Raw genomic sequence first — 20,250 nt, 5'->3', positions numbered from 1 at the left:
TTTAATACTCTCTTAAATTTAAAAAATACTCTACGTCCAGCTAAAACTTGTAATTACTCATTATTAAAATAGAGTAATTAACAAGCCCTATTCAAAAACAATACTGTGAGACAATTACTTAGTTACTACCCGATTTATATTCGTAATTGTAGTACCCGTAGTAACCATATGCATTGCTTGCTTTACGTAATACACCATTAAATACCACGCCTTTTACATCAATGCCATTTTGCTCAAAGCGGTTACGGGTAAGCTCTATTTCACGCGCATGATTTTGACCAAAGCGTGTTACTAGCAATGTTGTACCCGTATGAGCACTGACTATAGCTGGGTCTGTTACCGCTAAAATTGGGGGGGTATCTATTATCACAATGTCGTATTTGCTTTTTATTTCTTCGACTAGCTTACTAAAGTTACTGTGCATTAGTAACTCAGAGGGGTTTGGCGGTATTTGGCCCCTTGTAATTACGTCGAGGTCTTGCACTTGCGAGTGCTTTGTTACTTGCTCTAGATTTAAGCGACCCGATAGGTAATCACTTAAGCCATCGTCCCATTGCATACCAAACTGGGTTTGCAAATGCCCTTTACGCATATCGGCATCGATAATCAGTACCTTTTTACCACTTTGTGCCAGCACAGTAGCAAGGTTAACCGATATAAACGACTTACCGACACCTGGGCTTGGACCCGAAATAGCAATAAGATTATTTTTAGATTCCATCATCGCAAAGTGCAAGCTGGTGCGAAGGCTACGCAACGCCTCTATTGATAAGTCAGCAGGGTTATCAACCGCCAGTATAGTTTTAGGTTTGTTACGGCCTTTTTTAGCTTTGCTAAAACCAGTTAGTTTATCTTGGTAGTCTGAGTACGGTACGCTTGCGTATACAGGTAAGCCTAGTGCCTCAATTTCGTTAGGGTCTTCGACCCCTTTATGTATCGCTTTTTGTATTAATACAATCGCTACACTTAGCATACCGCCCAGCATAGTTGCCATAACAACAATGAGTGCTTTTTTAGGTTTAACCGGTTTTGAGGTGTTTACCTCGGCATGGTCAATTACACGTACATTGCCTACGGTGCCTGCACGCACAATATCAAGCTCTTGCGTTTTACTTAACAGCAATGTGTAAATTTGGTTGCTTACTTCTACATCGCGTTTTAAGCGTAATAACTCTTGCTGAGTTTCGGGTAGGTTGCCTACCTCGCCCACTAGGTTTTGCTTTTGTTTTTCGACCGCTTCAATTTGTTCAAGCACCCCTTGGTACGTTGGGTGGCTGTCTTTAAATTTTCGGCTTAGCTCTAAGCGCTTTAGCTCGAGCTCTTGTAATTTAGTTTCAAGCTCTACTACTTGCTCTAGCACGCCTTGCGTCTCTAAAGTAATGTTGATTGATTGACGCTGAATTTGGTAGTCGTTAAAGCGCTGCTCGGCGTATTCCAGCTGCTTTTTGACCTCGGGTAACTGTACCTCTAAAAACTCGAGTGATTTTTGTGCCTCGGCGCTATTACGCTCTACATTACGGCGTACATAAATAGCGGCCACTTTATCGAGCACTTTTTCGGCGTAGCCCGCATTTTCGCTTTGTAAGCTTAAATTAATAATACCCGAGTCTTTACCTTTTTCGCTTGCACCAATTGCAGCTTGTAAATCTAAAATAGTATTTAAGCGATCTTGACGTAAAAGCGTAAACTCGGTGCCAGAGCGGGCAATTAAACTGCGAATTGTTACGTTAAATTTGCCATTTGTTAGCTCTTCGCCCACTTTACCTTTTAAAATAACGTCGTCGTCACCATTTAAAAGTGTAAATTGTTTATTATTGCCAGTGCCTTCACCAGCAACTAAGGTAAAACCAGTACCAATAGCTGAGCGCGGTACGTCAAACCTAAATACGTTTATGCTCTCGCCACCCCAGGCATAGCTGTTTGCCCCAAAACTAGGCTCTGCAAGGTCACCATTTTCTACAGGAGTAAACTTACGGAACGCTCTGTTACCAATTACAGGAAACAGCTTTGGTTCAGCAATAATATCGAGTTTTAACGTATCGACGGCTTCGCCAATGACAGAGCGCGATTTTAGTAGCTCGATTTCGGTTACCGCAGCCGAGGTACTTTCGAACATACCGGCCATGTCATCAAAACCTGGTACCGATGCGCCACCATCTTCAACTTGTATCATGGCTGTTGCTTGGTAAACCGGAGTAGAAAAAACCGCGTAAAACACACCTACAGCCATAAACGCTGCCGTAATTGCCGCTATAAAGTATTTGCGGTCAATTAATGCGCCTAATAATGCCATTAAATCGATTTCTTGGCTTGCTTGTTCTTGTTGGGTTCTATTTTGTTTATTTGCTGCTAATGCAGTGGGCTGAGCATTCATGTACTAGCCTTTCCTTATAAATACTTTTGCCAAGCGCTACACGCGCTATCGATTAATTCGTAAACATGCTTAAAAGCCTCTTGGCTTTGACGGTAAGGATCGGGTATTTCTTTATCGCCTACCCATTTACCAAGCAAAAATGTTTTACCGCGTGCCTGCGGGTAACGCGCGCATAAGTCATTTATGTGGCGCTGCTCCATCACGAGTATTACGCTATTATTTGCAACAAGATTTGAGGTAATCTGCCTACCTTGATGCGCGCTCATATCAATATTATGCTCGTTTGCAATTAACTGAGCTTGGGCATCAGCTGGTTTTCCTTCAAGGGCAGTTAATCCCGCCGACGATACAGTTACATTTTTGCCTTGCAGTTTGCTTTTTAAAACATATTCGGCGGTTGGGCTGCGGCATATATTGCCGGCACACACAACTAATACAGAATCAAACATACTATTTAACCCTTAGTTTGTGTTTGCTACGTCGTTTACTGCATCTACTGTACTAACAGAAGGCAGTAGTAAGCTTATTACTCGGTTCCAACGGGCAAGCGGTGCACTTGTTACATATACTATGTCGTGAGGTTGTAACTTAAACTGCTCGGCCAATACTAAAGCCGCCACATTTTTAGCATGTAGCTGATATACATCGGCAATTACACCGTCGGTTTCTAAATTGCGTTTACGTAGTACAAAGACACCGTTAGCATCTGCCGTGTTTTCGTTTAAACCACCCGCATCACTTAATGCTTGCGCTAAATTTAAACCATAACGATTAACACCCACTGTACCAGCGCGCTTAACATCGCCTAATACAAACACTTTTTGCATATCGTTACGGTTTACGTGGACAATATCGCCATGTTTTAACAAACGATTTTGTGAAATATCACCTTTAGCGTAAAAGTCATCTAATTTAATAACTTCGGTTTTATCACCGCGTGTAAAAGTCACTGTTCGCCAATCGGCAGATTCAGTTAAACCACCAGCTTGGTTTAATGCATCAATTAATGTAAGTGGAATTTCGGTTACTGGTAGTACGCCTGGTTTATTTACTTCGCCCGTGACATAGGCTTTTTGGCTTCTAAAACCAACTATTTTAATATCGACCTGTGGGTCTTCGATAACGCGGCTTAAGCGCTTAACAAGTTCTGCGTGTACTTCTTGTACTGTTCTGCCAGCCGCTTGTATATTTGGTGCATATGCATACGTAATTGTGCCATCGGCTTGAACACGAAAGCCATCAAATTCGGCAGTACGCTGAACAGCCGCTGGTATTGTAAGCTCAGGGTGATCCCACACACCAATAGTTAGTACATCACCGACGCCTAATCTGTATTGATAGTCAGAGGTATCAACACCGTCTAAGCTTGTTGGTTTAGTGTGTGTAACTTGAGATTGTTTTTGCTGATTAATTAAAGAAGAGTCAATGATTTGAATATTTACTTTATCGAGCTCCTTCTCAAGGTTATCTACTTTTTCACCCGATTCGATTCCTTCAAAATGGCTACCGGGGATGATTGTACAGCCAGTCATTGCTAGTAACGCAAATGACGTCACAATTGTTTTACAGCTAAGCGCCATTGTTATTTCCCAAATAATTTTTTTAAAACGTCCAGTTTAAATAAACCCACAACTGTTTATTTTTTTGCTGCCTAATTAAAGCATGGCAACCATTGGTTCGCAAGACTGAGTGTTTAGTAAACGCTCACTTGTGACAGTTTTTTGCAAAATAGTTAATGAATGCATCGAGGTTCTTTAGTACCGATTGCTTTTTCTTTATGTTTGGTGTTCTCGCGCGAAATAAATTTCACGCCTACAAAAGACACGCACCATACACGTGGGAGGTGTTTTAACACCGAAAGAGCAAACCTTTTCAGCGACATTAAACAACCAGCTCAATTTAGCTCGTATCTCGCTTCTCGTAACTCGTAACTCGTAACTCGTTACTTATAATCCCTTCACAGCTAAAGCAGTTCCTACATGCGATATTCAAACACCGTAGGGGCGTTTTAACGCCGAACCACATTTGGCGTTTTCGCGCGAAATAAATTTCACGCCTACATAAACAAGCTCGCATCTCTTACTTCATGGCTCGGAGCTCTATAAGTCCTTCGGACACGCTTCCGTTCCAGTTCGTCGCAGAGCTCCTCTCGCTCACGCTTGAAAGCAAAACTTTTTGCTTGTCTAGTCCTTCGGACACGCTTCCGCCCCTAGGTTGCAGTTCCTACGTACTGATTTTATTGCTAATTTTTGTTTTTTACGCGTTGAAGTATATGCCTACACCGTAGGAGGCGTTTTAACGCCGAACATTTTTACCTTATTCACGGCAAAAGCCGTTCCTACGTTAATGTCGTGTTGAATCACGACTTATAAATTTTTCCACGCCACGCAAGCATCATACCTGCGGCCGTTCCTACAAGATTACTCGTAGAACTTATAAACTAATATCTTTGTTATCTACACTTACGGTGACTTGTTTGTTCAATAAATTAACTAACAAAATACTGCGCATGTCGCCATCGGGTTCTTGGTATATGGCTTTAACATTTTTAAACGACTCGGTATTTAAATAAACCACATCACCCGTTTTAGGTAAGTCTGATTTTACTTCGCACGCTGTTTCAAAAGAACGGAGTTGAAAAATTAGCTGTTCAGGAACAATTTGAAACTTGCTGCCATAAGCTACAAAACCACTCACACCCCGTGTATTTTTTACAGCAGAAAAATTACAATTTCGTGTGTTTAACTTAATAAATAAATAGTTCGGAAAAAGAGGAGATGTTTTAATAGAACGGCGTCCCTTTATAATTCGCTCTATTTTATGTTCGGGAAAGAATACCTCAAAACCTTGGTTTTGTAGGTTTGTTTGAGCTCTTAGCTCTTGTTTTGCTTTGCAAAAAAGTAAGTACCAACTTTCCATAGTCACACCTAAAATGCTCATTTTCCTTAAATCCAATCCAAAAGGATTGCTTTTTATGAGTCGGCGATTATACGCATAGAGTTATGGCATGTCTATTATAAAATTTCATGCTTTTTCTGTCATTAATCTAATCGTTTCCGAACAGATCTCGTGTATATATTTTTTCTGCAACATCTTGCAACTCTTTAACCATACGATTTGCAATAATTACATCTGCACTTATTTTTAGTTCATTGAGATCTTGTGTCACTTTAGAGTTAAAAAAAGTACTTTCTTGTAGCTCAGGCTCAAATACAATGACTTGAATCCCTTTAGCCTTAATACGCTTCATTACTCCCTGGATAGCAGATGCCCTGAAGTTGTCTGAACCGGTTTTCATAATAAGACGATAAATACCCACAACTTTAGGGTTTTTAGCAAGAATTGACTCTGCTATGAAGTCTTTACGTGTTGAGTTTGCATCAACAATCGCACGAATCATGTTATTAGGTACGTTTTGGTAATTAGCTAATAATTGTTTGGTGTCTTTAGGTAAACAATAGCCACCATAGCCAAAAGAGGGGTTGTTATAATGACTACCAATGCGTGAATCTAAACACACACCTTCAATTATTTGTTTGGAATTTAATCCATGACTTTCAGCATAACTATCAAGTTCATTAAAGTATGCTATGCGCATAGCAAGGTAGGTGTTCGAAAATAACTTAATCGCTTCGGCTTCGGTTGAGTCAGTAAACAAAATATCAATATTTTCTTTAATGGCCCCTTGTGCCAATAAATTAGCAAACACTTTAGCCCGCTCTGAGTGCCCACCAACAATAATACGCGATGGGTGCAAGTTATCGTAAAGGGCTTTGCCTTCACGTAAAAACTCTGGCGAAAAAATAATGTTATCTGTTTTAAACTTATGCTTTATATTTTCGGTATAGCCAACTGGTACTGTCGACTTTATCACGATAACAGCATGTGGTTTTATAGCTTGTACATCTGCTATAACTGCTTCAACTGACTTTGTATTAAAATAATTAGTATCGGGGTCGTAATCTGTCGGTGTTGCTATCACTACAAAATCAGCGGCTTCGTAAGCCAAAAACTTATCTGTTGTTGCCGTAAAGTTTAATTTTTTATTCGCAAGGAAATTTTCTATTTCGGTGTCTGATATGGGTGATTTACTCGCATTCAGTAATGCCACTTTTTCTTCAACAATATCCAAAGCCACTACATTATTGTGCTGAGCCAACAACATAGCATTAGACAAACCAACGTAACCAGTACCCACAATTGTTATGTTCATAATTGCTCGTAAGTAAAAAACAACGTCCTGCTGTATTTACTTACTACGCTAATTTATTTTTGTGACGATTTAATTATCAAGCTACTTTTTTAAAACAACCAGTAAACGTTATTAATTTTAATCGGTAAGTCTATGATCTTGAAATTGCTGAATGAAACCAGTTTAGAAAAGGTAAAAAGAAAGAAGGTAGATTAAACATTGCGGATTAAGAAGAATGTATTTTACACGCGAGACTTAACTGCGTTCACAACATAACATAGGAAATAATACCAAACACTCAAAGGGCCAACCTTATTACTACTCTTAAGTATCTTAAAGTGCCACATTGCGGCCTTAAACTTGTTACTTGATAAGCTATTCGTAGCAACTAAGTAATTTGCAACGGGCTCCTCAATACCTATAGAGTCTGTTTTTTCTATTATATTTAACCACATAGCATAGTCTTCATGCCCTATGTGCTGTTGGTAAAATTTACCAAGCAATTTAGCGTTGTATATGCCTGTTAAGTTACCTATACAGTTTTGTTTTAGCATATCCTTAAGAGTTACACGTGACTTTATTTTTTTTATATTAAGAACATCGCCAGACTCGTTTACGCGATAGTATGCACTGTGTGAAGCGTTTACATTATGTATGTTCATCGCTTCAATTTGAGCTTTTAACTTATTAGGTAACCATGTGTCATCACTATCTAAAAAAGCAATGTATTCACCTTGAGCCACTTTTATACTGTTATTTCTAGCTGACCAAGCCCCTGATGCACCCTTATTCAAGGTATACTTTATACGTTTATCATTGGAGGCAAGCTCTTGTACAATTTTAGCAGTTGAGTCTGTTGAGCTATCATCTGTAACAAGCAACTCCCAATTTGTATAGGATTGGTTTTGGATTGAGCGAATGCTGTTTTCTATCGTTTTTTCAGCATTAAACGCAGGCATAATAATGGAAACCAACGACATTATTATTTTGCCCCGAAGCCTGTCAGCATAGTTTTTAAAGTCTTGAACACAATATTTACGTCAAGCCAAAAAGACAAATGTTTAATATAATAAAGATCGTAAGCAAGTTTTTCTTTTGTAGAGTCAGTATCATCTGCATAACCATGGACTGTTTGTGCCCACCCAGTAATGCCTGGTTTAACCATATGACGATAACCATAAAATGGGATATCTTGCTCAAATAACCTCACGAAAGACTCTTGCTCGGGTCTTGGACCAATAAGCGCCATATCTCCCTTTAGTACATTAAAAAACTGAGGTAACTCGTCAATTCGAACTTTTCGAATAAATTTTCCAACTTTAGTAATTCGAGCTTGCTCATCCGTTGCAAATTTATCTTTATCACACAACTTTTCAACGGTCATGCTTCGGAACTTATAAATTTTAAAAACTCGACCAGCTTGGCCAACTCGTTCTTGTGTAAATATAATTGGGCCGGGACTTTCTAACCTGATCAATATCGCTGTTACTATCATTACAAAAAGTGAAAAAGGCAACGTTAGAATAATAATAGCTGATTCCCATACACGCTTAAAAAGCTGATAAATAGGGTTTGGTTGCAGAGTTCCTATTGAGTTTTCAGAAAGATGATGAACTTGTACTTTACCCTTGATCATTTCTTTTATACTTTCGGCATGAAAAACTGAGATTTCGTTCAAGCTACAATCTGCAATAAACTTTTCTTGATAAGGCGTTAAGTTCTGGTGTAAATCAACAACTAAACCGTGCTTAATCGCAGTTTGATCATAAGGCTCAGATAATAAGATCGTTTCAATGTTACTATGAGATTCCAAGTCAGAATAATCAAAATTATCAATCACATGCAACATTAACTTTTTATGATTTGTTCTTAAAATCGTTGTTGTAAATAACCAAACAAAGCTTGATGCAGCACCGACAAAAATTAGAAATAAAGAGTAATCAAAACGCAAAATCAATACTAACGAAAGTGCTATGCTAAACACTGAAAAAATTAACGGGATTATGTAGTATTTTCGATCAACTAAAAGATACTTCGCCACTAAAGGCAAAGTGAAGGCTGTCGCTAGGTAACTTCCCTCAACAAGCATTAAAGAGTTTTTTACAGATTCCGTAGAGTAAGGGAATGCAGAAAAAGCTAACACCAAGCATGCCGTAAACAACAATCCCAGTGTGTGACATACAAATGAATTTGATAATAGTTTATACACGTTACAATCTTTTAGCTTAACTCTGATTACAACCCTCTGAATTAGAGGGACGAAAAGGATGATATTATACTTAGAACCTATATTGAGGGCAATACTGACTCGTAACAACATTGCACAACAAGCAATACTTTTATGCTTTATACATTACTTTTACTTACCCTAACACCATATTTATTGAAAATCTCAGATAAAAACACAGCCATTAATATACAGTTAAAACTAATTACATTTTCAAACATCATTACAAATAAAATTACAAATAACATGTACAATTCTTTTTCTGTAGCTTTTTTAAATGTATTTAATACCAGAATCACAAAAAGCATATACCCTAAAATTCCAAATGAGAAAATGAGATTAAAAAACGCCATATCGACCTTCTCAAAAGTGACTCCTCCAAAAAGTAAGCCTATGAAACTTGTTGCATTAATGTACTCTGTTATCAGAGTCAGCCTACCACTTAAAGCATAATTTAAAAGATCTGTAACTAACTTAAATGATTGAGAGTAAAGCAAACCATATAGAATTAAAGGTATGAGAAGATACAAGAAAATTAAAAATTTAAATCGGTGCAGCATACCGACAAAGGGAATCAAAACTATAGAAAGAACAGAGGCAAGCATATATGTTCTTGAACCTAACCAAACTGAAAACGCTAAGAAAATTAAAGTTGAAATAAAAAATAATGCTTTTTGATCATACACATAGATTAAAACGGTAATTGAAAGTATGAGCATTGATATAATATTAGGATTTAAGAAACCAAGTGAGTGTTTTATCGAAAAACCATAACTACTAGCCATCATGAAACTTTTAGATTCAATTAACCCATTTAGTGCAAGTAATGAAACTAATACAAACAAAGTTAATAGTATGCATGAAAGCAAAAACAGATTCAGTTTCTTAGACTTCCAGTCGAAAAAGCTTAAAAATAAAGCAAATATAACGACACTCATAACGTCAAAATAAAATAAATTTTTTGTTATTAGTAAATATAAGAGACAAATAAATAAAAAAAGTAAAATTTTTGATATAAACTTTTTCTTTATCAATACATTTGACTTCAATAAAATAAGGAAAGATAAAGCAAAGCAGATAAACCGAATTGCTATAAGAAGGTTTTTGCTATCTTGAAATAAAAGCATGTAACTAAAAAAGTTACTGACGTACATGAAAATGAAAATAAAATATAGCAACATGCTTTCATAGTATTTATTCATTGATTATTTTGCTTTGCCATAGTTCAAGAATGTGTAAATCATCATAGCTTTTTGATGTCTCTAAACCATTACCTATGAGTTCTTTTGCCAGTTTATCATTTTCAGCTATATCAAGCATTGCCCTAGCTAGCTCTTCAATGCTTTGATCTTGAACTAGGATACCATCATAATTATTTGTAATAATATCTGACGGGCCTGTTTTACAGTCAAACGAAATAACTGCAGCACCGCAAACTTGAGCCTCTAAAATCACTAGTCCAAACCCTTCATATCTTGAAGAAAGAATAAATGCTTTGCTCTGTAAGTAATATTTAGATACATCATTTTGAGCACCAAGTAACTCGACTTGACTAGATAAATTAAGTTCAGAAATTTGAGCTTCGAGACTCGCTCTTTCCTTACCTTCACCAATAATTTTAAGCTTCCACTCTGGGCATTTGTGATGTATCAAAGAGTATGCTTTTAATAAATTATCGAAACCTTTTTGTGGGTCTAATCTACCGACAGCCAAGAATTGCTTCTGCCTATCCTCATAAGCAGGAATATTTTTCGGCTTAACAAGAGTGATTGGGTTTATTGTCTTTATCGATGTACAAAACTTTTGATATTTCTTTTGATCAGACTCTGTTAAACATAGCACTTTGTGAGCATATGGATATAACAGTCTTCTTAACACGCGCCACACGATACTCGGCGAGTCAAAGTGAATATGTTCGTAACATATTACTTTTTTTGCTAGAAATAAGGACGCAAGTAATGTGAAACAATTTGTAGATGTCCAATTAGTAACAATGAAGTCTGGGTTTGAGTCTTTAATTATTTTTCTTAATGAAAATAACATCTTAGCATTTGATGAAGAGAAATAGCTTAAACCTGAATTTTCACTATCATCACTATCAAAACCTAATGAATACCTCTTTACTTCGCTTGGAATTTTAAAGAAATCTTCATCTGGACTTCTAAATGTAACTAGCTCACACTGAATATTTTTATCGTTTAAAAAAATATTTATAAGCTTATTAACTACATTATCAGTACCACCGCAATGCATGGCATGATTAACGAACATAATTTTCATATATTTTCTTCTACTAATGTTGCTAACTCTTCGATTCCTTCAGCTGTTTCTTTATCCGCTAAATTAAGCTTAAATTCGAAGCAAACTTTATGATAGCTAGCGACAAAATTAATATTATAATCTGCCGGCAAGCTATTTTGGGGTCGGCTTTTCATCCACTCTATTGCATCTCTAATCTCACCGAACCCATTCAGTTTTCTTGCTAAGAAATGCTTCTTATAAAATGCATCCCCAAACATCGAAACTGGTTTATTTTTAAGAACCGCCTCATAGCCTACCGTACTAGTTAAAGTGAAGATCCCAGAACATTCATCAATAATCTTTTTTGCATTCAGTTCAGGACGAACCAAAAGAACATTTGGTAAATTAGAGAGCTTTTTATAAAACTGCTTATCCTCAAACGCATGAGCACTTTTATGATCTTTTACTATTAGTAACTCCCCTTTTTTTAAGCTAAAAGCAATATTTTTAATGATATTTAGCTCATCATAAAATCGTCCTAACAAAGAGGTTGACGACTCGGGATGATAATGTAGAGGATATAAAAAGTAAGTTTGGGTATCTAATGGCTCAAATTTAGTAAAATATTTTTTTATTCTATATGAGTTAAGCTTTCTATAAACATTTCGTAATCTATATCGGATTGAAGATACAATAGGCTTACCTAACTGAAACCCTGCACTATTAGACCCCAATGAATATTTGATATGAGTTTTAAGACTGTGTATACCCACTTTTTTTAATGCAGGTAAAGCACTTACTTTGCTTAACCCATTATTCTTCATGTAATCTGGCTCAACTTCGTTAATCTGAGATAAATAATTTTTAGCAAAATCTAAATCATCTGCTCTAAAAGTATTTGATAATAAAGCCTGCTCAATCTTATCTGCTAATTCATTATCATCAGACGAAAAGCAGCACATAGATGGTAATCTTGAAGACGTTAGGCCTAAATATTTACCATTTTCAGATTCGATAGCTTTCCAAGCAATATAAGCAAACCCATTAGACACGTTTTCATAAAAACATGTTGATATATTATGCTCAAGAATGACTCTTTTAAAAAAGCAATATAAACTTTCGACGACTTGACTTGATTTATGTCCTGAAAACTCGCCAGAAAAACCATAATAGTTGCCTCGGTCAAAATCTGGATGCAAACACCAAGTATCTAAATTACTTACCAGATCACTGTCTATTGATAGATCATTTTCGAACACCTCAACAGGGATACCACTTTTATCTAGTTGAAATAATTCTTGAGTAAACTTAGAGTCTGTTGCTATGACAACATTGTTGCCTCGCTGTTTAAGCTCAATTGCCAACTTTAGATAGTACTTAGAAAATGCTGCTGTATTAATTAATATTAAAATACTTTTCAAAACCAACTCTTTATTTCAACACTTGGTAACAATAGAAAGCTTTACTCAGGAATGTAATCACTGATGATAAAAGCATAGCCAATACAATATTCATGAACACATTAATATCTGTTGCTACGTAAAGCCCAAAAACACTAACGAAAAAAACTAAAAATTGAAAAAAATGGGTTTTTAGTATCTTTCTGTCTTCATTTGCAGCATAAATTACATAATGGGGTATATATGAAATAACAATGAAAAAATACGCAATAAGCAATCCCCAAAAGTAGTTTATGTAATTCAGGTACTCTTGCTTACCTATATAGCTAAACAAAAACTCTAACAAAACATAGTAACCGGAGATGATCAATATATAAACAAACACTATTGCAACTGCATCTTTCTTCATTTGATTTAAGATTGCGTGCATATTTTTATTTTTAAAATTCTTTATTTGCTTTGGGTAACTAAATTGAAATACAGCAGAATCAGCAAATGTCATAAAAACATTGCATAACCCAACATACACCGCATATATTCCAACTAACTCTTTATGCCCTAAAAGCTCCAATATCAGTCTATCACCAGTAAAGACAGCTCTAGCTAGCAAAGTGCCAAAAAATAGAATTATAGATATATTTATCCCTCGAATAATCCACTTTGAATCGATATTGAACTTAAATGGTGCAAGGGAAAATATATCTCTTAAATAATATACACCTATAAAAAGTGCTAACCAACTAGAGAGCAGCCAAAAGCCTAGAATGACTTTTAGAGAAATATAATCTGGGTTAAATACCATTAAGAACACAACAATATATGACCAAAGAGCACTTCGAATAAACAACGTCCAACTTGCTGCAATGACTCTTCCTGATGCAATAAGTAATCTACCTATTTCCTGCCCCAGATATTCGCTAATTACAACCATGCAAAATATAAGCAAAATATCTACTGAGAACACATCTAAAAAGAAAAGCAGTAAAAAAGGAATTGTTACAAGTGATAATGATAATAAATTAAAACTTAACTGCTTAGACGCGATTAAAGCTTGCTCACTTTCACTTTGTATAAAAGCTCGATTCGAAAAAGTATAAAAGTCAAAACCGATCAAATATATTGAATAAGTTACAGAAGCAATAAAAATACCATACTCCCCCATATCTGATAGGGATAGGTATTTCGCAGCAAGAAAAATAAAGAAAAACTTACTTACAAGCACACTCAAGCGTAATGCTATATTTATCACTACCTCTTTATTGCTAATTAATTTTATAAATTGGTTCAAAGCTTTCAAATTTAAAGATCAACCAGTCTATTTGTAAGAGCTGTACCAGACTTAATAAAAGTGTTAGCGCGCTTACCTATTACATCATGTAAATACTTTGGTGCTAAGCCATAGCCTGGCCTAATACTCTTTACATTCTCATGTGTAAACACGTCACCTTCTGCAACATCCTTTACTACATACAATGAACGCCTAAAGATTGCATTCCCTTTCTCGCTCTCTTTTCGCTCATAATTTACTTTTCCTAGCGCCTGCCATGCTATTTTACTATCTCTGCATAGCTGCTCTAACTCTGGCTTCTCTAACGAAAAACTATCATCCGGTCCGCCACCATTTCTGTCTAGCGTAACGTGCTTTTCGATTAAACATGCCCCCAACGCGACCGACGTAATAGCTGTTGTATTATCTATTGTGTGGTCAGATAGCCCCGTTAGCACATCAAAACGCGTTGCCATATCTGCAACCGTTGCCAAGTTATAGTCTTCTGCTGGCGCTGGGTAACCGCTCACACAGTGTAAAACAACCAACTCTTTACACCCTGCGTTTCTCGCTGTTTCTACTGCTTCGCGTATTTCTTCTTCGTTTGCCATACCCGTCGAAATTATCATCGGCTTACCCGTTTTCGCTACATACTCGATTAAGGGTAAATCAATGGCTTCGAACGAGGCTATCTTATAAGCTGGCGCACCAAGCTCTTCCAACATATCCACTGCCGTAAAATCAAATGGCGAACTAAAAATTGTAATGCCAAGCTCTTTCGCTTTCTCAAATAAAGGTTTATGCCACTCCCATGGCATGTGCGCCTCTTCATATAGGTCATAAAGCATTTTGCCATCCCATAACCCGCCTTTAATTAAAAACTCAGGGTTATCACTTTTCATCGTGATTGTATCGGGACGGTAAGTTTGCAGCTTAATTGCATCTGCGCCACATTCTTTTGCCATTTCCATTATTTTATAAGCGTTTTCTATGTTGCCATTATGGTTTGCTGACATTTCCGCAATAATATATGGTGCGTAATCTGGGCCTATCTTTCTGTTATCTATCGTAATAAATTTTGTCATTATTCCTCACTCCACAACTGGTCGAGTAAATTGCTCTGAATTGACTCTCTGATACCCTGCGCTACTAAAAAGCGCTTGTGATGCCGCGTTTTCTTTTAATACCGTGGCATTTATTATCACATCAGGGTGTAAGTTATCTATTTGCTGTAAGGCATATTTTCCTATGCCCTTGCCAAAATAATCAGCGTCAATAAAAATTGAAATCGTGTATTGACCTTGCGCGCTATTATCAAGGCGAACCACACCCACAGGTGCCGTTTCTTTGTTATTTTCGTAAACAAGTTCAATAATATAAAAATAGTCGTTGTTTGCTGCGAGCTTCTTTGTCATCCATGCTTGATGCTCTGAAAAACTCGGCACCGCTTTATTTAATGCATATTTTCGTGTTTCTGGCTTACACTGCCACTCGTAAACTTGTTCAATATCTGAGGTGATAGCGGGCCGTAACTTTAACCTAAACTCACTCAGTCGGTTAATGGCTTTCACCACTCGCTGTACTCCCTGCCCATCACATAGCTGTAAATTAATACTCCGTATCTCTTCATACTGACTGAGTAATTCATGATACGTTGGCACTAAATCTGTCTGTATTCGAGATAGGTCTACTTGTTTTGCAGCACCTACCAATGCCAAATTACGGCTAATTGTTTGCTGATTTTCAGCCAGGGCAATAATAATGCTTGGTAGCCCAACACATGCTCGCTCCCACGAGGTACTTCCCGGTGCGCCTATTGCAAGTGAATGCTCGGCCATTAATGCTGCCATATCACTTACAAAGTCAATATGCGTTACCCAATGTGGGTGTTGTAACGAAAATGCCTTTACACTTTCATAATTTGGCGCACGGGGGCTTAATAAAACTGTGACAAGTGGCTTTGTGTCAAGCTGCTGTAAAGCCTTCAAAGCTCGAAGTGTCGCGTTTGGTGCATCAATGCCTCCCATCGAAAGAAGGATGCGAGGCGGCTGTCGCAAAGGCGGCTGTTTTTCTACTTGGAACTGTTGGTGATATGTCGCAAAAACAGGCGCAATTAGTGCGTATTGCGTTCCTGCAAGTACCAATGCATTGGCATTTTTTCGGTTATACTCCGCTGCGTGTCGTTGTAATGTTTGATCGATAATTAATTCAGCGTCATGCGCTCTCACTAAGTCATCAATTACAACCACTTTACAATCATGCGTTTCTTTTACTCGCTTGTGCCATAAAGCACCAATACCATAATGGTCAACAATGACTAAGTCCGTCGATTTAATTAAATCAGCACACTCTGCTGCATCATCAAGCTCTGGGACTTGAAGCCAGCCTTGATAGTCATCTGTACTAACAGGTTCAACTGGGCACGCTAGCGCTGAAAGTGGGCAAACATTGTGACCGCGCTGCTTAATAAATGATATTAAGTCACCGGCTTGTGGACGAGTCAAAAAAACAACCTGGTGGCCATTGATTGACAGCGCATCCGCCAAAACCAAACAGCGCATAACATGACCACTACCAATGTGAATGGATGCGTCAACCCGAAAAGCAATTTTTAGCATTTGATAACCTGAAATAACGCTTCAGCTAAATCCCAATCCTCTGGCGTATCAATATCTTGCACTTGCTTTCGTGGCAAAAGTATAGCTTTTGACTTAACCCCAAATATAGGCCGTTTAGCTTTAAATGCGTCCGCTGTGCCCCAATAAAATTGGCCCGCATCATGGTATGCTTCAATTAAATCTTGCGAACGGGTATTAAAGTGCTCCGGTTGAAACATTTCAACCGTGCCTTCGGCATTCAGTTTTAGTGCTCGCTGAATAGGAAATGCATAACTCGTTGCACTAAATGCATAATCCAACTCACCCGATTGCAATGCTTCATACCCTTGTTTTAGGTTACTTGGCAAAACAAACGGCGCAGTTGCATAAAGACAACAGACATTATCAACAGCATCACCCTGTGCCTCAAGCCATTCAAGCGCATGTTTCATAACATCCAAAGTCGTTGCGTAATCATCCGCAATATCTGCTGGTCGCATAAACGGCACCTGTGCGCCAAACCGCTGTGCAACATCGGCAATTTCAGCATCATCTGTTGACACTATCACCTTGTCAAAACACCCGCTTTTGATAGCCGCTTCTATCGAATAGGCTATCATTGGCTTACCATGAAACAGTTTGATGTTTTTTCGCGGAATGCGCTTACTGCCACCCCTAGCTGGAATGATTGCTATATTCACGACTATTCACTCAAAACAGCTGTTAATTGCTTCACAACGTCATCTTGCTGTTCATGGGTCATCCCGTGAAACATCGGGATAGAAATCGCTTCTGCGTAATAACGCTCAGCTTCTGGGTAGTCACCTACGTTAAAACCCATTCGCTGATAATACGGCTGCAAGTGCACCGGAATATAGTGCAAATTCACTCCGATACCCGCTGCTCTTAGCTCATCAAATACTTGTTTGTGCGATTTGGTGATGGCGCTTAAATTCAAACGAATTACATATAAATGCAAGCCAGAATACGTCTCTGGCAACTGATACGGCAAAGTAATCGGTAAATGTGCAAGCTTTTCATTGTAACGATTAGCTAACTGATGGCGAGCAGCGACAAACGACTCTAAGCGTAACATTTGCGACACTCCTAGTGCCGCCTGTAACTCTGTCATACGGTAGTTAAAACCTAGGTCAACTTGCTCATAGTACCAGCCACCGTGTGATGGATTTTCCATCAAGGCTTCATCTCGAGTGATACCATGACTTCTATACAGTGCCATTTTATCGGCCAGCGCTTTATCATTTGTGAGTGCTGCGCCCCCTTCTGCCGTCGTGACAATTTTAACAGGGTGAAAACTAAAGACGGTTATATCACTGTATTCACACGCACCAATCGGTTGTGACTGGTAACGACCACCAATCGCATGCGACGCATCTTCTATTACTTTAAAACCATACTCGCGTGATAGCGCATGGATAGCTTTCATATCACAAGGTTGACCGCACAGGTGAACAGCCACTAACACCTTTGGTAACGTTCCCGAAACTTTAGCGCGTTGTAACTTCGCCTCTAATGCAGTAGGACATAGGTTGTACGTTTGTGGATCAATATCGACAAAATCAACCGTCGCACCACAATAAAGGCCACAATTAGCTGATGCAACAAATGTGACGGGTGTTGTCCAAAGAACATCACCCTGCCCTAGCTCCAAGGCTAAACAGGCAATATGCAATGCTGAGGTGGCACTATTAACTGCTAATGCGTAATGTGCACCAGTGGCATCCATTAACGACTTTTCAAATGCAGGCACTTGTGGCCCTTGAGTTAAAAAGTCTGACTTCAATACCTCAACAACAGCGTTGATATCTTCTGCTGTGATAGATTGCTTTCCGTACGGTATCATTTATGCGTTCTCTTATACTTCAAACGTAGGATCAACGTGCTCTTTGACTAAGTGGCGTAAACTTTCAACGGTTTCCCACTCGGTGTTTGTACCTGAGTTGTATTTGAAACCAAAAGGAACTTTCTTCGCTTTATGGTGCTCAAGAAATTGCGCTTCAGTGTACATGTAAGAAACTGACGGTAGAATCGCGTACTTGTCACCTAAATCAATGGTATTAATTGAGTCGGTTTCAGTGAGCATTTCTTCATGTAACTTTTCACCAGGGCGAATACCAACAACTTCAGTCTTACACTCTGGAGCCACGGCTGTAGCAACATCTAAAATTTTGTATGAAGGAATTTTAGGAATAAAGATTTCACCACCTAAATGATGGCCAATCGCAAACATAACCAAATCTACGCCATCTTGAAGGGAAATATTAAAACGTGTCATTTCTTCGTGCGTAATAGGTAGAATACCGTCTTGACGCTTATTCAAGAAAAATGGAATAACCGAGCCACGTGAACCCATAACATTACCATAACGAACAACGCTAAATTTAATGTCTTTTGAGCCTTTAATATTGTTCGCCGCTGCAAATAACTTATCTGATGCAAGTTTTGTTGCTCCGTATAAGTTAATTGGGGCACATGCTTTGTCTGTTGACAATGCAACAACGTCTTTAACGCCGCATTCTAGTGCCGCATGAATCACATTCTCTGCGCCATCTACATTAGTACGAATACATTCTGTTGGGTTATATTCTGCTGTATCTACTTGCTTAATTGCAGCAGCATGAATAATCACGTCAACACCTTCACACGCTTGCTTTACACGCTCTTTATCACGTACATCACCAATAAAAAAGCGTAACTGGGGAAACTGTTGTGGCGGGTAGCTCATACGAAGCTCTGATTGCTTCAATTCGTCACGAGAAAAAACAATAATCTTTTTCACGTCAGGGTAACGCGCTAAAATTGTCTCTATAAATTTCTTACCGAATGAACCCGTGCCACCCGTGATTAATACTGTTTTGTTATTTAACATTTTGTTCTCTCTAAAGTGATTTGGTTAAGTATGGATAGTTAAATAACATTACTTAACCTCAAAGTGTCTAGGGGAAACTGAGTTACCTCTTCTAAGAATGTAGTTCAAGAAAACGAGTGCGACTCCCACTACACCGCCAATTAAAGTCATAAAAATACAGATCAATGCTCTTTTTGGCTTAAACTTTTCTTCTGGTATTACAGCGGGATCAATAGTCCTGAATACATATTCATCTCTAACTTCAGAAAACATTATAGTCTTACTCTGCTCTTCAATGAGTTTATAAAGGATCGCCCGCATGTCAGCTACATTCGTTTGCTCGATCTGTTGCTTAAGGTATTCAATATTTTTAACAGAGCTACTAAGATCTCGTTGTTTCATTTTTTTATTGATATCTTGCACTAGCCATCTAACCCACTTTTCAGCAACATATGGGGAGTAATGCTCTACAGAAAGAGTGATCATTCCTGTTTCTTCTGACACATTTATAGACACAATTTTTGTATACTCTTTGTAAGCTTCTTGCATTGATGGTTTTGCTTTTAATGGCCACTCAACCTTACGAACCCACTTTTGAGTATCTTTATCGTATAGATCCTCATTGTATAAAACTTTATTGCTGGCACTATCCCAAGACTCTGCTGCCATTAAATCAGCTAAAAGCTCATGTGAATTAATAAACTCACTAGCAAACTGCCTCGACTTAATAATCTCAATAGCTAATTGTACCTTATCGCCGCCTTTATTGGCATTAAGGTTAATACCTGCAAAACTAGCGAGACCACTAAATTGGCCTGTTAAAGCTGATAACCCACTTGCTGTATCATTATCAGCTGCAGGAGCTAAAACTGCATATGACTTATATACATTTGGTAATAGGAGTGAAATTAGCACTCCTGATAATGCAAACAAGATTGTTATTATCAATACTTTCAACCGACCTTGCCAAATAATAAGTACAAACTCACTAATATTGAGATACTCATCATCTCGTGGGCTCAATTTTTTTTCTGTCACACTATTGCTACCTAATGTTTTTCTTTCAGTGAAATATCAAACTGC

The 20,250-nt window shown here is 37.9% G+C and carries 17 protein-coding genes; all 17 read right to left on the bottom strand.

The window, feature by feature from the left end:
• Window positions 1-118: 118 nt before the first annotated feature.
• The gene (locus tag ACSSVW_RS13900; protein WP_454179504.1) at window positions 119-2,374 is read right to left on the bottom strand and encodes a polysaccharide biosynthesis tyrosine autokinase; all 2,256 of its coding nucleotides are present in this window, start codon (window positions 2,372-2,374) and stop codon (window positions 119-121) included.
• 14 nt (window positions 2,375-2,388) lie between these two features.
• Window positions 2,389-2,823, bottom strand: coding sequence for a low molecular weight protein-tyrosine-phosphatase (locus ACSSVW_RS13895; RefSeq protein ID WP_075593921.1), 435 nt, complete (start codon window positions 2,821-2,823; stop codon window positions 2,389-2,391).
• Window positions 2,824-2,835: 12 nt separating this feature from the next.
• Window positions 2,836-3,954 (bottom strand): polysaccharide export protein, encoded by a 1,119-nt coding sequence (locus ACSSVW_RS13890; RefSeq protein ID WP_075593920.1) that lies wholly within the window; start codon window positions 3,952-3,954, stop codon window positions 2,836-2,838.
• A gap of 853 nt (window positions 3,955-4,807) precedes the next feature.
• Window positions 4,808-5,293 carry a transcription/translation regulatory transformer protein RfaH gene (gene rfaH / locus ACSSVW_RS13885; protein WP_454179503.1) on the bottom strand — a complete coding sequence of 162 codons (486 nt, stop codon included), beginning with the start codon at window positions 5,291-5,293 and terminating at the stop codon, window positions 4,808-4,810.
• Window positions 5,294-5,420: 127 nt separating this feature from the next.
• Complete coding sequence (locus ACSSVW_RS13880) at window positions 5,421-6,587, bottom strand: nucleotide sugar dehydrogenase (protein WP_454179502.1); 1,167 nt, start codon at window positions 6,585-6,587, stop codon at window positions 5,421-5,423.
• Between the two features lie 221 nt (window positions 6,588-6,808).
• Complete coding sequence (locus ACSSVW_RS13875; protein ID WP_339612353.1) at window positions 6,809-7,525, bottom strand: glycosyltransferase family 2 protein; 717 nt, start codon at window positions 7,523-7,525, stop codon at window positions 6,809-6,811.
• A 23-nt stretch (window positions 7,526-7,548) separates the two neighbouring features.
• Window positions 7,549-8,775, bottom strand: coding sequence for an exopolysaccharide biosynthesis polyprenyl glycosylphosphotransferase (locus ACSSVW_RS13870; protein ID WP_182395677.1), 1,227 nt, complete (start codon window positions 8,773-8,775; stop codon window positions 7,549-7,551).
• A 137-nt stretch (window positions 8,776-8,912) separates the two neighbouring features.
• Window positions 8,913-9,581, bottom strand: a complete 669-nt coding sequence (locus ACSSVW_RS13865) for a hypothetical protein (RefSeq protein WP_421418999.1) — start codon at window positions 9,579-9,581, stop codon at window positions 8,913-8,915.
• A gap of 406 nt (window positions 9,582-9,987) precedes the next feature.
• Window positions 9,988-11,073, bottom strand: a complete 1,086-nt coding sequence (locus tag ACSSVW_RS13860; protein WP_421419000.1) for a glycosyltransferase family 4 protein — start codon at window positions 11,071-11,073, stop codon at window positions 9,988-9,990.
• Window positions 11,070-12,455 carry a capsular polysaccharide export protein, LipB/KpsS family gene (locus ACSSVW_RS13855; RefSeq protein WP_454179501.1) on the bottom strand — a complete coding sequence of 462 codons (1,386 nt, stop codon included), beginning with the start codon at window positions 12,453-12,455 and terminating at the stop codon, window positions 11,070-11,072. Before ACSSVW_RS13855 ends, ACSSVW_RS13860 begins: the two co-directional genes overlap by 4 nt.
• A 10-nt stretch (window positions 12,456-12,465) precedes the next feature.
• Window positions 12,466-13,683 carry a lipopolysaccharide biosynthesis protein gene (locus tag ACSSVW_RS13850; protein ID WP_162898060.1) on the bottom strand — a complete coding sequence of 406 codons (1,218 nt, stop codon included), beginning with the start codon at window positions 13,681-13,683 and terminating at the stop codon, window positions 12,466-12,468.
• Window positions 13,684-13,733: 50 nt separating this feature from the next.
• Complete coding sequence (gene pseI, locus ACSSVW_RS13845; protein WP_454179500.1) at window positions 13,734-14,786, bottom strand: pseudaminic acid synthase; 1,053 nt, start codon at window positions 14,784-14,786, stop codon at window positions 13,734-13,736.
• A gap of 6 nt (window positions 14,787-14,792) precedes the next feature.
• Entirely contained in the window at window positions 14,793-16,319 is a 1,527-nt protein-coding gene (pseG, locus tag ACSSVW_RS13840) for a UDP-2,4-diacetamido-2,4,6-trideoxy-beta-L-altropyranose hydrolase (RefSeq protein WP_454179499.1), read from the bottom strand.
• A complete protein-coding gene (gene pseF, locus ACSSVW_RS13835; RefSeq protein ID WP_454179498.1) occupies window positions 16,313-16,999 on the bottom strand; it encodes a pseudaminic acid cytidylyltransferase in 687 nt (228 codons plus the stop codon). The genes pseG and pseF overlap by 7 nt, the downstream gene beginning before the upstream one ends.
• Window positions 17,000-17,001: 2 nt before the next feature.
• On the bottom strand, window positions 17,002-18,162 hold the full coding sequence (gene pseC / locus ACSSVW_RS13830) for a UDP-4-amino-4,6-dideoxy-N-acetyl-beta-L-altrosamine transaminase (protein ID WP_454179497.1): 1,161 nt from the start codon (window positions 18,160-18,162) through the stop codon (window positions 17,002-17,004).
• Between the two features lie 12 nt (window positions 18,163-18,174).
• Window positions 18,175-19,188 (bottom strand): UDP-N-acetylglucosamine 4,6-dehydratase (inverting), encoded by a 1,014-nt coding sequence (gene pseB, locus ACSSVW_RS13825; protein ID WP_075593907.1) that lies wholly within the window; start codon window positions 19,186-19,188, stop codon window positions 18,175-18,177.
• 48 nt (window positions 19,189-19,236) lie between these two features.
• Window positions 19,237-20,205 carry a Wzz/FepE/Etk N-terminal domain-containing protein gene (locus tag ACSSVW_RS13820; RefSeq protein ID WP_075593906.1) on the bottom strand — a complete coding sequence of 323 codons (969 nt, stop codon included), beginning with the start codon at window positions 20,203-20,205 and terminating at the stop codon, window positions 19,237-19,239.
• Between the last annotated feature and the right edge of the window lie 45 nt (window positions 20,206-20,250).

The organism is Pseudoalteromonas sp. MBR-15, from assembly GCF_053628915.1.
This window is presented reverse-complemented; position numbering and strand designations above follow the sequence as displayed.

What these genes read in the sequence shown, in the direction of transcription:
- ACSSVW_RS13900 (WP_454179504.1), bottom strand. Translation starts at nt 2,374, where the DNA reads ATGAATGCTCAGCCCACTGCATTAGCAGCAAATAAACAAAATAGAACC.
- ACSSVW_RS13895 (WP_075593921.1), bottom strand. Translation starts at nt 2,823, where the DNA reads ATGTTTGATTCTGTATTAGTTGTGTGTGCCGGCAATATATGCCGCAGC.
- ACSSVW_RS13890 (WP_075593920.1), bottom strand. Translation starts at nt 3,954, where the DNA reads ATGGCGCTTAGCTGTAAAACAATTGTGACGTCATTTGCGTTACTAGCA.
- rfaH (WP_454179503.1), bottom strand. Translation starts at nt 5,293, where the DNA reads ATGGAAAGTTGGTACTTACTTTTTTGCAAAGCAAAACAAGAGCTAAGA.
- ACSSVW_RS13880 (WP_454179502.1), bottom strand. Translation starts at nt 6,587, where the DNA reads ATGAACATAACAATTGTGGGTACTGGTTACGTTGGTTTGTCTAATGCT.
- ACSSVW_RS13875 (WP_339612353.1), bottom strand. Translation starts at nt 7,525, where the DNA reads ATGCCTGCGTTTAATGCTGAAAAAACGATAGAAAACAGCATTCGCTCA.
- ACSSVW_RS13865 (WP_421418999.1), bottom strand. Translation starts at nt 9,581, where the DNA reads ATGATGGCTAGTAGTTATGGTTTTTCGATAAAACACTCACTTGGTTTC.
- ACSSVW_RS13860 (WP_421419000.1), bottom strand. Translation starts at nt 11,073, where the DNA reads ATGAAAATTATGTTCGTTAATCATGCCATGCATTGCGGTGGTACTGAT.
- pseI (WP_454179500.1), bottom strand. Translation starts at nt 14,786, where the DNA reads ATGACAAAATTTATTACGATAGATAACAGAAAGATAGGCCCAGATTAC.
- pseG (WP_454179499.1), bottom strand. Translation starts at nt 16,319, where the DNA reads ATGCTAAAAATTGCTTTTCGGGTTGACGCATCCATTCACATTGGTAGT.
- pseC (WP_454179497.1), bottom strand. Translation starts at nt 18,162, where the DNA reads ATGATACCGTACGGAAAGCAATCTATCACAGCAGAAGATATCAACGCT.
- pseB (WP_075593907.1), bottom strand. Translation starts at nt 19,188, where the DNA reads ATGTTAAATAACAAAACAGTATTAATCACGGGTGGCACGGGTTCATTC.